At 34.9% G+C, this 16,358-nt stretch carries 16 protein-coding genes; 4 read left to right on the top strand and 12 right to left on the bottom strand.

What is annotated here, in order from left to right; translation table 11 throughout:
- Window positions 1-584 precede the first annotated feature (584 nt).
- The 10 genes from moaA to rocD all read right to left on the bottom strand — a co-directional run bounded on the left by moaA (window position 585) and on the right by rocD (window position 9,655).
- Window positions 585-1,592 carry a GTP 3',8-cyclase MoaA gene (moaA, locus tag ACNO7W_RS07245; RefSeq protein WP_417937588.1) on the bottom strand — a complete coding sequence of 336 codons (1,008 nt, stop codon included), beginning with the start codon at window positions 1,590-1,592 and terminating at the stop codon, window positions 585-587.
- Window positions 1,579-2,493 carry a bifunctional molybdenum cofactor biosynthesis protein MoaC/MoaB gene (gene moaCB / locus ACNO7W_RS07240; protein WP_417937587.1) on the bottom strand — a complete coding sequence of 305 codons (915 nt, stop codon included), beginning with the start codon at window positions 2,491-2,493 and terminating at the stop codon, window positions 1,579-1,581. The genes moaA and moaCB overlap by 14 nt, the downstream gene beginning before the upstream one ends.
- The gene (locus ACNO7W_RS07235; protein ID WP_417937586.1) at window positions 2,494-2,931 is read right to left on the bottom strand and encodes a molybdenum cofactor biosynthesis protein MoaE; all 438 of its coding nucleotides are present in this window, start codon (window positions 2,929-2,931) and stop codon (window positions 2,494-2,496) included.
- A 186-nt stretch (window positions 2,932-3,117) separates the two neighbouring features.
- Window positions 3,118-4,197: a molybdopterin-synthase adenylyltransferase MoeB gene (gene moeB / locus ACNO7W_RS07230; protein ID WP_417937585.1), complete on the bottom strand. Its 1,080-nt coding sequence runs from the start codon at window positions 4,195-4,197 to the stop codon at window positions 3,118-3,120.
- Between the two features lie 22 nt (window positions 4,198-4,219).
- A complete protein-coding gene (locus tag ACNO7W_RS07225) occupies window positions 4,220-4,456 on the bottom strand; it encodes a MoaD/ThiS family protein (protein ID WP_035671292.1) in 237 nt (78 codons plus the stop codon).
- The gene (gene cobA / locus ACNO7W_RS07220; protein ID WP_417937584.1) at window positions 4,453-5,250 is read right to left on the bottom strand and encodes a uroporphyrinogen-III C-methyltransferase; all 798 of its coding nucleotides are present in this window, start codon (window positions 5,248-5,250) and stop codon (window positions 4,453-4,455) included. The genes ACNO7W_RS07225 and cobA overlap by 4 nt, the downstream gene beginning before the upstream one ends.
- Before the next feature lie 5 nt (window positions 5,251-5,255).
- Window positions 5,256-5,819, bottom strand: coding sequence for a molybdenum cofactor guanylyltransferase (locus ACNO7W_RS07215; protein ID WP_417937582.1), 564 nt, complete (start codon window positions 5,817-5,819; stop codon window positions 5,256-5,258).
- Between the two features lie 209 nt (window positions 5,820-6,028).
- Window positions 6,029-7,201, bottom strand: a complete 1,173-nt coding sequence (gene glp, locus ACNO7W_RS07210; protein WP_417937581.1) for a gephyrin-like molybdotransferase Glp — start codon at window positions 7,199-7,201, stop codon at window positions 6,029-6,031.
- A 230-nt stretch (window positions 7,202-7,431) separates the two neighbouring features.
- Window positions 7,432-8,418, bottom strand: coding sequence for an arginase (locus ACNO7W_RS07205; protein WP_417937580.1), 987 nt, complete (start codon window positions 8,416-8,418; stop codon window positions 7,432-7,434).
- Window positions 8,405-9,655: an ornithine--oxo-acid transaminase gene (rocD, locus tag ACNO7W_RS07200; protein ID WP_417937579.1), complete on the bottom strand. Its 1,251-nt coding sequence runs from the start codon at window positions 9,653-9,655 to the stop codon at window positions 8,405-8,407. The genes ACNO7W_RS07205 and rocD overlap by 14 nt, the downstream gene beginning before the upstream one ends.
- Before the next feature lie 233 nt (window positions 9,656-9,888).
- Between rocD and ACNO7W_RS07195 the strand changes: the two genes are divergently transcribed.
- The 4 genes from ACNO7W_RS07195 (at window position 9,889) to ACNO7W_RS07180 (ending at window position 13,325) form a co-directional block, all read left to right on the top strand.
- Window positions 9,889-10,341 (top strand): Lrp/AsnC family transcriptional regulator, encoded by a 453-nt coding sequence (locus tag ACNO7W_RS07195; RefSeq protein ID WP_143388090.1) that lies wholly within the window; start codon window positions 9,889-9,891, stop codon window positions 10,339-10,341.
- A 108-nt stretch (window positions 10,342-10,449) separates the two neighbouring features.
- The gene (locus tag ACNO7W_RS07190; protein WP_144065024.1) at window positions 10,450-11,223 is read left to right on the top strand and encodes a dienelactone hydrolase family protein; all 774 of its coding nucleotides are present in this window, start codon (window positions 10,450-10,452) and stop codon (window positions 11,221-11,223) included.
- Window positions 11,224-11,256: 33 nt separating this feature from the next.
- Window positions 11,257-12,306: a DUF3667 domain-containing protein gene (locus tag ACNO7W_RS07185; RefSeq protein WP_417937578.1), complete on the top strand. Its 1,050-nt coding sequence runs from the start codon at window positions 11,257-11,259 to the stop codon at window positions 12,304-12,306.
- A 5-nt stretch (window positions 12,307-12,311) separates the two neighbouring features.
- The gene (locus ACNO7W_RS07180; protein ID WP_417937577.1) at window positions 12,312-13,325 is read left to right on the top strand and encodes a M28 family peptidase; all 1,014 of its coding nucleotides are present in this window, start codon (window positions 12,312-12,314) and stop codon (window positions 13,323-13,325) included.
- Between the two features lie 228 nt (window positions 13,326-13,553).
- Here the strand turns inward: ACNO7W_RS07180 and ACNO7W_RS07175 are convergent, their stop codons facing one another.
- Both ACNO7W_RS07175 and ACNO7W_RS07170 read right to left on the bottom strand, forming a co-directional pair.
- Window positions 13,554-14,411, bottom strand: coding sequence for a sulfurtransferase (locus tag ACNO7W_RS07175; RefSeq protein WP_417937576.1), 858 nt, complete (start codon window positions 14,409-14,411; stop codon window positions 13,554-13,556).
- Between the two features lie 277 nt (window positions 14,412-14,688).
- Window positions 14,689-15,885: a PAS domain-containing sensor histidine kinase gene (locus tag ACNO7W_RS07170; protein WP_143388085.1), complete on the bottom strand. Its 1,197-nt coding sequence runs from the start codon at window positions 15,883-15,885 to the stop codon at window positions 14,689-14,691.
- Window positions 15,886-16,358 lie beyond the last annotated feature (473 nt).

The following is a 16,358-nucleotide window of genomic DNA, read 5'->3' as shown; positions in this document are numbered from 1 at the left end:
TAGGACGTATTTTGTCCAAAGGTAAGGAAATGAAAATCAAAGGACAAGTTTTGTCCACGAAAAGTTGCTAACAAGATGGGGTTTGTAAATGTGCTACAATAGCGGTGGGCTTTTTGAGTTTTTTGTAATGTCAGTCTATAGTTGTACGGTCGCTCGGAGGGGTTGCAGATAACTAGTATATAGGTCTGACGTTATCAGACTTAGCATCCCTAAATTGGTTAGATAGTACTGATAATTCTCAGACATTACTTATTTCAAATGTAGTATTTAATTACCGAAAAAACTGATAAATCAGCTTTGATAATTAACTCATTTACAAAAATAATTCCTTCTTAAGAATAAATTTTACGGAAAACCTCATTCACATTCTTTTTTGCGCAAAATCCCTAGCCCCGGTAGCAGTGAAAACCAGATGCAGGTGGAGAACCACTTTTTCTGGTGTTGGCAGAGCGAATCCCGACACTTCGGGAGAAGCTCCTGCCAGCGACTAGAAAAAGGGTTTGAGACCAAATGGGTTGTAACGAATAACGGACCCGAGTGAAACGAACAGACGAAGTAAATAGCTCCTAAAAAAAAGCGGGGTTTTAACCCCCAATAGCAATCATGCTGCGGTTATCTTGATTCAAAGCGGGATTGTTCACGTCCTCGATAGTAGTCATTCCTGCTCTAACTTTCTTTTTGTTTTTAATGGCAAAAGCAATCAAATCTTCTATTGCTTCGCCATTTCTGAAAGGTGTCAGTAAATCTGTTTCGGAGTTGGAGAACAGACAGTTTTTTATTTTTCCGTTTGCTGTAAGGCGAATTCTATTGCAACCGTCACAAAAAGGATTGGTTATCGAACTGATAATCCCAAAGCTTCCCAAATAGTTTTTTATTTTGAATTCCCTTGCGGTGAAGTTTTTTTCATCTTCTAATTTCTCTAAATGGGATTCCGGGAAATGATGTTGCACCTGATCCAGAATTTCATTTTGAGAAACCATTTTGCTTCTGTCCCACTCATTTCCCGCAAAAGGCATGAATTCTATAAACCGAATCGAAATCGGCAAAAACTCGGTGAGTTTAATAAAATCAATGATTTCATCGTCATTGAATCCTTTAATCAAAACCACATTTACTTTGATTTTGAAATCATTATTCAGTAATAAATGCAGATTATCAATTACGCTCTGAAACTGGTTTCTAAGCGTAATCGAATGAAATTTTGAGGCAACCAAAGTATCTAAACTCAAGTTGATTTTTTTGACGTTAAATTGCTTTAAAACGTCTATATGTTTGTTAATCAGAATTCCGTTTGTAGTAATGGAAATCTCGGTTTGAAGTGAAGCCAGTTTGGCTATTATTTCAGGAAAATCTTTTCTTAACAACGGTTCGCCGCCGGTAAGCCTTATTTTATCAACACCATTATTGACGAATGTTTGGGCGATGGCGTGAATTTCGTCAGCCGTCATCAAGCTCGCTTTTGGACTTAATACAATTCCATCGGCTGGCATGCAATAGGTACAACGCAAATTGCACTTCTCAATTAAGGAAATACGCAAATAGTTGTGTTTACGTCCAAAATCATCCGTTAAAACAGCATTATTTGGTGTCATGATTTTTGCCTTTTAAAATATGAAAAACATGCAGCACATGAGGAAATATGGCATCCATGGATTCCTTTGCGCCATTGGTTGAACCCGGCAAAGCCAATACCAACGAATTCCCTAAAGTTCCTGCAACTGTTCTGGAGAGCATAGAATACGGCATGCGCTGTTGCCCATAACTCCGTATTGCTTCCTCAATTCCCGGGATTCTGCTTTCTAATAACGGTTCCAATGCTTGCGGCGTAACATCTCTTGGCGAAAGCCCGGTTCCTCCGGTAAAAATGATCAATTGATTTTCTTTTGCGAAAGCTTTAGTACGCTCTTGAATCACATCCATTTCATCAGGAATAATTTCGTAATGCGTAGTTTCGACTCCGCAAATTTCCAGTTTTTCGACAATTATTTTTCCGGATCGATCTTGCTTGTCTCCTGCAAAAATGGAATCGGAACAAACAAAAACCGCCGCTTTAATGGCTGATGGGAATCTATTTTTGAAAGACGATTTTCCACCTTCTTTACTGATTAATTTAATCGTGGAAATCGCTATATTTTTGTCAATTGGTTTGAGCATGTCATACATCGTAAGCGCCACAATCGAAGCGCCGTGCATTGCCTCAACCTCAACTCCAGTTTTGTAAACCGTTTTTACCTTGAAAATAATAGCAATGCTTAATTCGTTGATTTCATATTCCACCGATGTAAATTCAATTGGAATAGGATGGCAATCAGGAATGGATAAATGGGTATTTTTCACTGCAAATAGACCTGCCGTTTTTGCCATTTCCAGTACGTTTCCTTTTGGAACCAGATTATTTACAACGGCATCAATTGTGGCCTGAAGACTCACAATTACTGTTGCCTTTGCTGTTGCTGTTCGGAGCGTACTTATTTTATGTGTGATATCAACCATTTATAACGTGTTTTTCTTCCAGGTAAAAGTACTGTTTTCAAATATTTCTTTACCAAAAATAGGCACATCTGTTTTAATCCAATTCACAATCGCTTCCGTGGCTTCATACACTTGCTTTCTTCTGGTTGCCGAAACAAAGACAAACAAACAGATTTCTCCTGCTTTAACGACACCCAAACTGTGATAAATGTGCATGCAAATCAAATCGAATTGCGCGAAAGCTTTCTCTCTTATCAACGCCATAGCTTCGTCTGCCATTTCTTCGTAAGCGGTGTAATCAATTGCAGCTACGGTTTTACCATCAATTTCATCGGCTCTGACTTGACCCAAAAAAATATTGTGCGCACCAATAGTCTTTTTTGATTGGTGTTTCGCAATCGACTGCCCTATAAATTCCGAAGAAATGGGTCCCTGAATGAAAACAGTTTTCTTACTCATGATAGTTATTTTTATGAATGTCCGCTAAGCGGACTATAGTTTTTTTTTAGCCACGAATTCCACAAATTTGTCACGAATTTTCATATTGAAATAAAAAATCAAACACTAATTCGTGTCAAATTTGTGGAATTCGTGGCGAAATTTTTCTTTAGTATTATTTAACGGATAGTCATATTATTTTATATTTTAGGAAACAGAAACAGTTCCTTTTTGCATTGCTTTCTCCAATGCTTTCGCGCCACCGGCAATACTTTTGGCATTCTTAAAACTATTCTTTATAAGGATTTCAACTGCCTTTTTACTTCTAATTCCTGACTGACAAAAAACAAATAACGCCGCATTAGCATCCAATTGATGCAATGCCGCTTCTAAACGGTCTAACGGAATTTGAAGCCCATTTTTGATTGCTATTTTTGGATATTCATCTGAATTTCGAACATCCAGAAAAACGACTGCTGAATTATTTATTTGTTCCAATGCTAGAGCAGCAAGGATTTCAATAGCTCCGCTTTCAACTGAGGTATATTTATTTTCGAAAGCTACTGTATTGATAGTATTTGTGTCTGTTTTTGAAAACTCAAACTTCTGTTGTTCGTTATTCAACATATTATAAACCAATAATTTTCCAGACAACAACTCCCCTATTCCCAAAACCATTTTTAATACTTCATTAGCCTGAAACATACCGATGATTCCAACCGATATTCCCATAACCCCCACATCATTACAGTTCCTAACGTCATTGGCTTCCTCAGGAAATAAACAGCGGTACGTAGGTCCATTTTCATAATTAAAAATAGAAACCTGCCCTTCAAATTTATAAATGGAACCGTAAACAAACGGTTTGTTGGTTACGCAACAAGCATCATTAATCAAATATTTAGTATTCAGATTATCCGTGGCATCAACCATAATATCATACTGTTCGAATAACGAAATTGCATTTTTAGCGTCCAATTTTTCAGTGATTGCATTTATTTTTATAGAAGGATTTAATGCCAAAGCCATTGCTGCCGCCTCAAGAACTTTACTTTTCCCCACCGAACTGCTTTTGTAAATCACTTGGCGTTGCAAATTGGTCACTTCGATTCTATCATCGTCAATAATACCAATTTCCCCTATTCCGGCTGCAGCCAAATAAGGTAAAACAGCCGCACCCAATCCGCCGGCACCAATGATCAAGACTTTGGCTTGTTGCAGTTTTTGTTGCCCATTAATACCTACTTCAGGAAGTATAATTTGTCGGTTGTATCGTGCTGTTTCCATAATTCAGTAGAAAATTTATAATTTATCCTCCAGCAAATGGTGGTAATAAAGCAACAATATCATTGCTTTTCAGAATATAATTTGCTGTATCCTGTACTATCTTTTGATTAATTGCAACACTAAAAGAAAGTTGACTCAATTGGTACTTTTGTTCTAATGATGCTAATAATTGATGTAAAGGTAAATCAGAAAAAGAAATTTCTTCTCCTTGACTTTTAGTTTTTTCAGCTATGGCGCCAAAATATTTTACTGCGATCATGCCGTTAAATTTAAGTTTTGAAAAATGAACTCATCTTCTGAAAATTCCTCTTGAAAATAAGTCGTTAATTTTGAAGCATTTCTCACCACTTCGCCAATGACAATAATTGCAGGAGAGGAGAGTTGTTGCTCTTCGACTAATTTAGCGATAGAACTTATGGTTCCCACCACTTTTTTCTGCGTGTCTTTTGTTCCATTTTGAATGATCGCGATAGGCAAATCATCAGTTCTGTTGTTTTGATAAATCGAAATAATTTCGTCCAATTTATTCATTCCCATCAAAATAACCACCGTTGCTGATGATTGAGAAGCCAAAGCCACGTCTTTAGATAATTTATGATCCGAAGTAGTTCCGGTAATTACCCAGAAACTTTCAGCTACTCTTCTTTGTGTCAGACTTATTCCATTAGACGCCGGCACACCTAAAGCAGATGAAATTCCAGGAACAATAGCGGTTTCTAAATCAAATTTTTGAGCATATTCGATCTCTTCGCTTCCTCTTCCAAAAACAAATGGATCCCCGCCTTTCAATCGAACGACATGACCAAAACGCTTTGCCATTGATACAATCAATTCATTAATTTGATCTTGACTGTAAGCATGACAACCAAAACGCTTTCCAACAAAAATGATTTCTGCATGCGTCGCGTACTGCAACAACTCTTCATTTACAAGCGCATCATACAAAACAACATCAGCACTTTCCAATGCTTTGATTGCTTTTAAAGTAATCAACTCTACATCTCCGGGACCTGCCCCTACGATTGTCAATTTTGGTGTATTTGAATTTTTCATTTTAACTAGGATAAATTGATATTCAATTCGTTTAACTCGGCAACAGAATTTATATTTTTAAACTGATAACGTTTCTCATCAGTAATTCGAATCAATTTATGTGCCACTTTTGACAGCAAACGCATCATTTTCAAATCATTATCATCAATTGCCTTTTTTAAAACAGGCAGTATAGTTGTAGAATAAATTCCTATCAAAGGATGAATCCGGTCTGTGTCTTCAAAAACAGAAACATCAAAATTTGAGTTATGTTTTTCTATCAATTCCAATAGTATTTCGGTAGAAATTAATGGAATGTCGCAACTCAATATCAAATTCATTTCAGTTTCTGAATGAACCAGCGCCGTATATATTCCGCCCAAAGGTCCTTTATCAACTACTATATCTTTTATTTTCTTGTATGCTAAATAATCGTAATTGTTTGTATTGGTAATCAATTGAATGTTACTCGATATTGGCAAAACCGCTTCAATGATATGCTCGATAAAAGGTTTGTTTTGATATAACACCAAGCCTTTTTCCGATTGCATTCGGCTACTTTTTCCTCCACAAAGAATCGATACTTGCATAAAAAATAATTTAATTATTTTAAGATTTAAAGATTATTTGTAACCATCAAAATCTTCTAATTTTTAATATTCTTTTCAATCTTTCAATCTTTCAATCTTTCAATCTTTCAATCTTTCAATCTTTTAATCTTTTAATCTTTTAATCTTTTAATCTTTTAATAAAAAATCAAATTCACACTCACCATCAAGATTTTTGACATCTGAATATATTAATTAAGTGGTACAACCATTACTTCCTGATCTTTTTCAATATTTACCACATCATAAGGCAAATAAATTAAGGCATTTGCTACCGCAAAAGTGTTCAACATGGCTGAACTTTGACTTTCTAATATGGTAACTTTTTTATCATCATACAACCCTTTCAAAAATAAGGTTTTTCCTGATGTATTTTCAAATTGAGTGTTGATTTTTCTTTTAATTTTTGGTAAATGAATTACTTCAAAACCCATATTTATTTTTAGTGCCGGATAAACATAAATATAAAAACTAGTCAAAGTAGAAGCTGGATTTCCAGGTAAGGCAAAAACAATCGTTTTGTCTTTTTTCCCAAAAAATAATGGTTTCCCAGGTTTTTGATTAATTTTATAAAACAACTCCTCCACTCCATTTGATAAAAGCGCTTCTTTTACAAAATCATAATCCCCAACTGAAATTCCGCCGGAAACAAGTACAACATCAAAAGTAGAAAGACAGCTTTTTAAAACTCTTTTTGTGGCTTTTAAATTATCTTTTACCCTAAATATTTCTGTTTTCTTAATCCCAATACCCTGTAAAGCTGATTCGAGCATAATCGAGTTACTTTCGTAAATCTTTCCTTCTGGTAATTTTTTTCCAACTTTTACCAATTCGTTCCCGGTAACAACAATCGCTACTTTCGGCTTGGCATAAACTGTTATTTCCGTTATTCCCAAACAAGCTAAAAAACCGATAGCTGCAGGAGTAATCACCGTATTATTTTCAAGTACAAGTTCGTTTTCTTTTATTTGCTCGCCTTTGTTTCTCACATTAGCAAAACGGGCGGGCATTTTAGTAATTTCAACCGTTTTATTTTTAACCGTAGTATGTTCCTGCATGACAACCGTATCCAAATTATCAGGGACATATGCTCCCGTGAATATTCGAATCGCTTGATCTTGCTTTATTTTTTTATTCGAAAAATCACCAGCCTGTGAAGTGCTTACCATGTTAAACTGTTGTAATTCACTATGCGTAAAAGCATACCCATCCATTGCTGATTGGCGGAAAGGCGGCATATCCATTGGAGAATAAATCGCTTCCGCCAAAATAAAACCAAGTGATTTGGTCACTTTAATTTTTCTAATAGGCATCTTGCAACTATTTTCTGCAATAATCGATAAGGCTTGGTCCACTTGTATCATACAATTTTGAATAAAACTAAGTAAAAATACTTATTGCAAATATACGTAAATATGTCAAGTTGAACCAACAATTAACTATAATTGCATGCAAAATGAATATAGAAAGATTTAAGCCGTTTTATTTATTAAAAAACGAACAAAGCAATGCCAAATCTGTAAAATCCGTAAAAGAGAAATCCCAAAATCTAGATAGATTTTGGGATTTCTTATACTAATTCTATGTTTAAATGTTATTCAATAGGCAAAATAAGTGTTGAAGTAACAGCCTCCAAAACCTCAAAAGCAGTTTCAGCCATCTTGTTTCCTTTAGTGTCTAAAAGCGGATTTACTTCCACAACTTCGAGACAAACCACCTTTTTACTTTCGATAATCCGGTTAATAATCGCAATTACTTCGTATTGATCAAATCCTTTAGGAACCGGCGTTCCCGTCCCATAAGAAATCATATCACAATCCATGGAATCCACATCAAAAGAAATATAAATCGCATCACAATGTGATAGTTTAGTCAAAGCTTCAGCTACACAGGTTTGAAGTCCTCTATAACGCACTTCGTGAACTTTATAATTCCGGATATGCAACTTTTCAATCTGCTTGTCTTCGGCTTCTTCAGTATCGCGAACGCCAAAATAAATAATATCTTCGGCCAGCACTTTAGCACCTTCACAGCCTATATTTTTCATATCCTCCCAATGCTGTTGCGTTTCGGGAGGCACTTCATTATTCTGACAACTTAAATTATCATCAGCAATAGCCGCCGACAATGGCATGCCGTGAATATTTCCCGAAGGAGACGTATAAGGCGAATGCAAATCAGCATGGGCATCAATCCAAATCACTCCTAATGTCTGTTCCGGATAAGCTGCTTTTATACCGCTTATGGTTCCTAATGCTGAGGAATGATCTCCTGATAAAACAATCGGAAAATAATTCCGTTCCAGATTTTTCTTTACAGCATGACAAACTCTGGTACACTGCTCGACAACGTGTTCTATTCTTTTGGCAGAAGTGCTTCGGTTTTTATCATAAATGGATTCGTTATGCGTTTTCACATCTTCAAACTCAAATTGATTAAAATAGTCGCTGTCTCTATTAATAGCCGCTATTTCGATAGCATCAATCCCTAAATCTGACCCTCTGGTTCCGGCACCAATATCAGAGCGATTTTTGATTAATTTTATTGCTTTTTCCATGACAATTAAATTATCTGAAATCATTTAGCGCTCTTTCGATAATAGCAAGACACTCGTGAATTTGAGTTTGGGTAATCACTAATGGTGGAGCCAAACGTATTTTATTGCCATGTGTAGGTTTCGCCAATAAACCGTATTCGCTGAATTTCATACAAATATCCCACGCCAAATCGGAATTTTCATCACAATCGATAACAATCGCATTCAGCAATCCTTTACCACGAACCAATGTAATTAGAGAATTTCTGGACGCAATTTCGTTAAGTCCAGTTCTTAAAACAACTCCTAAATGAGCCGCATTTTCTGCTAAATTTTCATCACGAACCACTTCAAGTGCTGCAATGGCAACTGCCCCTGCAACTGGATTTCCCCCAAAAGTAGAACCGTGCTGACCTGGTTTGATGACATTCATAATCGCATCATTGGCCAAAACTGCCGAAACCGGATAAACGCCACCCGAAATAGCTTTTCCTAAAATTAAAATGTCTGGCTGAACATTTTCATGATGTACGGCTAATAATTTTCCGGTACGTGCAATTCCTGTTTGTACTTCATCAGCAATGAATAAGGCATTGTATTGTTCGCAAAGTGATTTGGCTTTCGCCAAATAGCCATCGGCTGGAACATAAACTCCGGCTTCTCCCTGAATAGGTTCTACTAAGAAACCAGCGATGTTTTTAGATGATTTTAAAGCGTTTTCCAATGCTTCAATATCATCATAAGGTATTTTGATGAATCCTGCTGTGAAAGGACCAAAACTTTTACGTGCATTTTCATCATTCGAAAACGAAATAATCGTAGTCGTTCTTCCGTGAAAATTATTTTCACAAACAATGATTTGCGCTTGGTTTTCTGGAATTCCTTTTACTTCATACGCCCATTTTCTACACAGTTTCAAAGCTGTTTCTACTGCTTCGGCACCGGTATTCATTGGTAAAACTTTATCGAAACCAAAATATTTGGTTACAAATTCTTCATAAGGTCCTAATTGATCGTTATAAAAAGCACGGGAAGTCAACGTCAATGTTTGTGCTTGTTTTACCATAGCATCTACAATTTTTGGATGACAATGCCCTTGATTTACTGCCGAATAAGCCGACAAGAAATCAAAATATTTTTTTCCGTTTACGTCCCAAACATACACGCCTTCCCCTTTTTCTAAAACTACCGGTAAAGGATGATAATTATGAGCGCCATACTTATTTTCTTTTTCTATAAATGCTTCAGATTTTGAAGAAAGTGCTTGATGTGATTGTTCCATAACTTATTATTTTTTAAAACTTTGAAACAAAAATAACGAATATTTTTTATTTTACAACAAAAAATGATATTTTTGACTTAATTTTTTATTTAAAAAATAAATAATCACTTTTATTTATACTAAATTAAGTCATTTTACAATACAAAACACTTTGTTTTTTCTTTCAACCAGATGGGAAATAATAATTACTTTTATAGCTATTAAAAACACCTTTTTAATTTAAAATAAATTTCATGGATGTATTAGATGAATTCGATATCAATATTATTAAAGAATTAGAAAAAGATGGTCGTATGGCATTTTCAGCTATTGCTACTACTCTAAAAATATCCAACACCATGGTTCACCAGCGGGTAAATCGATTGACGGAACAAGGTATTCTGGTAGGAATAAAACCCATTATAAACGAAAAAAAAATTGGGTACGACTGGGCTTCTTTTACGGGCATTACCTTAAACAAAGATCAGGATTCAAACAGAATTATTGAGGAATTAAAAAACATTCCTGAAATCACGGAATGCTATTATGTTACCGGTTCTTTTACGCTTTATATCAAAATAGTAGCCCAGAACCACGAGCACATGAGAAAAATTCTTTATGAAAAAATTGATAATATTCCAGGTATTTCAAAAACGGATTCTATCATAGAATTGGGTTGTGCCTTTAAACGAAACATTACTTTATAATTCAAATAATTAACTAACTCCTATTAATGTTGTAAAAAAGTCAAAAAGAGCTTATTTTTACAGAAAAATCACAATTTATTTAGATATTTGTGTAAAAAATAAAACTTTATGAAAAATATAGCCTTATTTATTTTAGGAATCGTATTGTTTTCAAATGGCACTTTTGCACAGCTGAAACCAGTAAAATATAGTGATGGGACTCAGGTTTTGAATGGTTTTCAAATCCAACCTATTAAAAAAAGTCTACAAAAACCAGGAATCCTTATACTTCCCGCTTGGAAAGGTATTGATAACCATTCTAAAAATACCGCAGAAAATTTAGCAAAGCTCGGGTATTACGTTTTTGTAGCTGATATTTATGGTGCAGGAAATTACCCGAAAGACAATGCGGAAGCCGGCCAAAAAGCAGGATTTTACAAAACAAACTTCGCAGCATATCAAAAACGAATTGCCTTGGCATTAGAACAATTAATTAAATCTGGAGCAAATAAGGATAATATTGTGGTGATTGGTTTTTGTTTTGGTGGAACTGGAGCACTTGAAGCAGCCCGCGGAAACCTAAATATAAAAGGAGTAGTTTCCTTCCATGGGGGTTTAGGCAAAGAAGTTTCCAGAACAGCCCAGCCTATTACTGCTAAAGTTTTAGCGTGTCACGGTGCAGATGATCCTTTTGTACCAAAAGAAGAAGTAACTGCTTTCCAACAGGAAATGAGAGATTCAAAAGCCGATTGGCAAATGGTTTATTATGCTAATGCGGTACACTCTTTCACAGATCCCGAATCTGGAAATGATAATTCTAAAGGAGCCGCCTACAATGAAAAAGCCGCTAAACGCTCTTTCGAACATTTAAAAATTTTCTTAAATGAAGTCTTGAAAAAATAATTCAGATTCGATTATAATTTAAAAAACGTTTTTATGGGGAAAACCGTTTTAAGAAAAGACAAGACCTGTCTAAATTGCAGATATGTTGTAGAAAACAGATTCTGTCCTAATTGTGGGCAGGAAAATACCGATATCCGAAAAACATTTCATCATTTATTCATTCATTTTTTTGAAGACTTAACGCATTATGAAAATGCTTTTTGGAAAACCATAAAAAATCTTTTATTTAAACCTGCGACTTTAACAAAGGAATACCTTTCCGGAAAGCGATTGTCCTATTTGGCTCCCGTTCGGCTTTATATTTTTATCAGTTTTGTAACATTTTTTCTTATAACCGTTTTCCCAAATGAAGAATCCAGTCTGGTAAACATTAATGAAAAGGAACCAATAACAAACCCTATAAATGATAGTTTAAAAAACCAGAATAAAACTTCCGACAACATTTTGAATGCCGAAGTTTCAACAAAAGAAAAAGATTCTATTAAAAACAATATTGCGAAGACTGGCAAAAAAGAGGAGTTTTTAAATTTTGGCTACAAATCCGTTCAGGAATTAGATTCGATACAACAGCATGCGCCAGAATCTGAAAAGTTGTCTGATTTCAGTTATTTGATCAATAGAAAATTTCAAGAGGTAAAAGACAAAAACAAAGAGGAACTATTTGAAAAATTCACAGAATCGTTCATCAATAATTTCTCAAAAGTGTTGTTCATTTACATGCCGCTTTTCGCCTTTTTCTTATGGGTTTTTCATAACAAAAAACGTTGGTATTACTTTGATCATGGCATCTTTACACTGCATTATTTTTCGTTCTTATTGTTAGTATTTTTAATACTGTTTCTATTCACTAAAATACTTCCTTTATTTGGAGATTCGAATGGTATTGATTTCATTATCGGAGTCTTAAATTTCGTAGGAATCTCCTGGATGCTATATTACTTTTTCCCCGCTCATCATCGATTTTATGGTGAAACACGAACTGTTTCCTTTATAAAAAGCATCCTCCTGTTTTTCATCAATTTCATTATGCTTATTATAATTCTTACTTTATTTGCCATTTATACCTTTATTAATTTACATTAAAAAACATGAAAAAAATAACCTTATTAAGTTCCTTATTCATTTTAAACATAAGCTGCACTACCCAAAAGATGAGTGTTGCTGATGTTGAACCTACAAAATACATGAATACTATCACGGCCAGTGATTTAAAAACACATCTTTACATCGTTGCTGCTGATTCAATGGAAGGGCGCGAAACAGGATCTGCAGGCCAGAAAAAAGCAGGTGTTTATCTTATCAATCAATACAAGAAAAACAACATTCCGTTTCCTAAAGGAGCTTCGGATTATTATCAAAAAATCCCCGCAGCTTTCTTGAATGCCTTACGCAACGAAAACTTATCTGATTCCGAGAATGTCTGGGCCTACATCGAAGGTTCCGAAAAGCCAAACGAAATCCTGGTTATTTCGGCGCATTACGACCACGTAGGTATAAAAGATGGTGAAGTGTACAACGGTGCCGACGATGACGGTTCCGGAACAGTTGCTTTATTAGAAATTGCACAAGCTTTCGAAATTGCAAAAAGAGAGGGCCATGGACCAAAACGTTCTATTATGTTTTTTCACGCAACTGGTGAAGAGCATGGCTTACACGGTTCCCGATTCTACTCGGAAAACCCTTTGTTCCCTTTGGCTAACACCATTACTGACATCAACATTGATATGATTGGCCGTCGTGACGAAGCTCATGCGAATACCAACAATTATCTGTATTTAATTGGCTCGGATCGTTTATCAACTGATTTAGATAACATTTGTAAGATAGCAAACGCTAAGTATACCAAAATGGATTTAGATTATAAATACAACGACCCTAAAGACCCAAATCATTTTTATGAGCGTTCTGATCATTATAATTTTGCCAAACATGGTATTCCGGCAGTATTCCTTTTCAATGGCGTTCACGCTGATTACCATCAAAAAACGGATGAAGTCGAGAAAATAGAATTTGATGCTTTGACAAAAAGAACCCAACTTGCTTTTGTAATCGCTTGGGAATTGGCAAACAGAGAAAATCGCCCTGTAGTCGATAAAAAATAGTTTTAGCATTAGGGCACATCCCGCCGAAAAAAGCGGGTCGGGCTATACGTTGCAATCTTTTTTTGTCTCGTTAAAAAAACGAAACAAAAAAAGGATTTCCACTGCTATCCCTTGTGCAAACCCGATACAACAAGAGCTTTGAAGGAATCCAAAGCTCTTCTTTTGTTTATGTATTCCAAAAAAAGTCCCGAATTTCTTCAAGACAATTATATATCAAGACAATAACCGCTACTTTTTCTTCGAAGTTGCTATCGGCCGATTGTTTCTGGACCACTCGCTCCAAGATCCAACATACAATTTTGGGATTTCAAGACCTGCATAAGCAATTGCCAAAAGAGTATGACAGGCTGTTACACCGGAACCACAATGCACAATAACATTTCCAGCTTCTCTATCCTCAAATTCTTTTAAATACTTACCCTTAAGTTCCTCAGGCGATAAGAAAAGCCCATTAGAATCTAAATTAGTGGTAAAAGGAATGTTTATGGCTCCCGGAATATGACCGGCAACTAAATCGATAGGTTCTTTTTCTCCATTGTAGCGTTCCTCATCACGAACATCTACAACAAGAAAATCAGCATCTTGTGACACTTTATCAATTTCGTAAATATCAGCTAACGGCAACAACCATTTTTCAATTTTATACGGTTCCTTTTTCAAGGGGATTTCTGTTTTTGAGCTTGTTGGAAATCCAGCTTTAATAGCCGCTTGCAATCCGCCATCTAGCACTTGAACTTTGTTATGTCCAACAGATTTTAACATCCACCAGAAACGTGCTGCTGCATTGGAGCCATTTTTGTCATCGTAAACTACTACATGACTCGTTGGAGTTATACCAAGATTTGTTAAAGTTTCAGAAAATTGTTCAAGGGTTGGTAAAGGATGTCTGCCTCCTATGGATACATCAGCGTTTATATTGGCTAACTGCGTATTTAAATCAACATACAAAGCGCCTTCTAAATGTTCGGCACCATAATTTTCTTTAGCACCACTACCGTTACTGGCATCAATAAGAATTAATTCACTTGTCTGATTCAGTGCTATTAGTTCATCAGGCTCTATAATTGGTGAAATGTCTTGAGGCATATTTCTTAATTTTATAATTAGTGTCCCTTTTATTTTTTACCCATAAACAACTGAATTTATATCAGATACAAATTACCAACAGCTTTTAAGTACTGCTAATTTATGCTATTATTTACAATCCTCAAAATAGCAATTAAACCCAAAAACACTCAAGAGATAATTGTTCTCACGAGAATTTACTCCACAAAAAAAGCCCACTTATGTGGACTTTAAAGTTATCTTTTCTTTAATTTTACTAGCTGTTGCATACTTTATGTTTCAACTTTAGAATCATTATTTAAGCGGTTTCATCAAACTCAATTTTATCTGCGCTATCTATTTTGTATAATGGTTTCTCCATTGGCAATGTAAAATAAAAAGAAGAACCTTCGCCTTCTATACTTTCTACCCATATTTCACCACCATTTTTTTCTAAAAACCCTTTTACTAACAATAATCCAATCCCGGCACCCTTATTTTCTATTCTAGCTTTTGAAAGAATATTCATTTGTGGCGTAAAAAGTTTGTCTTGAATTTCTTTTGACATACCAACACCGGAATCTTTTATCTGAACTATTATTTTATCATCTTTAGTTTTTGCTGAAACCATAATTTCCCCTCCAGGTCGTGAATGTTTAATAGCATTCGAAACTATATTCTGAATAACGGAAAGTAACATTTTTCCATCAGCAAAGACTTTAGTATTCTCATCAATTTCATGATGAAGATTTATTGTATTTAAAGAAGCTGTATCATTTAAAGTGTCGAAAACTTTTTGGACATACTGGACCAGTTCAATTTTTCTTGGAGAAAATACTTCTGCTGCGTATTTTATTCTTGCCCATTCCACTAGGTAGTCTAACATATTCAATTCATCAATTGATGCTTTGTAAAGGAGCTCAAGCATTTCTTTAACTGTATTTGGCTCCATCCTTTCAAAATTTGATTTCAAATATCCTGCAGTAGCTATAATACTGGATAATGGGCTTCTCAAATCATGCGAAAGTATAGCAAGAACGCTTTCCTTATGAGTGTTCAGATCTTCCAGTTCTTTTACATAATTTTTTATCGCATCTTCTGATTTTTTTCTTTCCGTTAAGTCGCGTAGAATTTTAACATATCCTAACAGCTCTCCATCAATTCCTGTAAGTGGAAAAACTAAACCATAGGCATAAAATTCACTTTTGTCTTTGCAAATATGCCATCTATTATCCGTTGCTCTTCCCTCTTTTAACGCAGTTTCAATTTCATTTTTAGGAATACCATTTTTTATATCTTCTGCTGTAAAAATTATATCAAAATGTTTTCCAATAATTTCATCCGGTTCATAACCAAAAATTTTTGTTGCCCCTGAACTCCAGCTGTTGATTACAAATTCATTATCAATAGTAAAAATGGAGTAATCTTGCAAACTGTCTATGATCTGGCTATAAAACTCAGCAGTTGGAATGTAATTACTTTTAAGAATTTTAGAATTAATTTGCTCGTTTTCCATTTGGAGAGTTAAATGATATTTAAAAATTTTGAATGTAAAAATAGTATTTGAAAATCAGGCGTGAATGTGTTCAAAGATATACAAAAGGATATATGAATAATGAAAAATGAAAAATAATCCCCCAAACGTAAATATCTTACTACGAAACAGTCAATTCCTAAAATTAATTTTCAATTTATATTTCTCACTAATTGCCTTGTGCCCACTTAAAAACCCTTCGCACAAGTATTCGCTATTTAATTTCTCAAAAACATTTCTTCGATTATAAAAACCTAAACGACTTCTTCAATCACGCTAATTTATACTATACGCTTTCTCTTTTACAATATTCAAGCCAATAACTAAACCACTATGGACTGAAAGTCCATAGATTTGGTTGTCAGACTTAAAGTCTGCACGCTTGCTAGTCTTCAATTATGAAGTTATCATTATTATTTTCATTCGGATTTCTATGATGTTCCAAATATTGATTT

The organism is Flavobacterium sp. ZB4R12, assembly GCF_048276375.1.
Classification (GTDB): Bacteria; Bacteroidota; Bacteroidia; order Flavobacteriales; family Flavobacteriaceae; genus Flavobacterium; species Flavobacterium gawalongense.
Note: the sequence above shows the minus strand (reverse complement) of the source record. Positions and strands in the feature narration are given on the sequence as shown.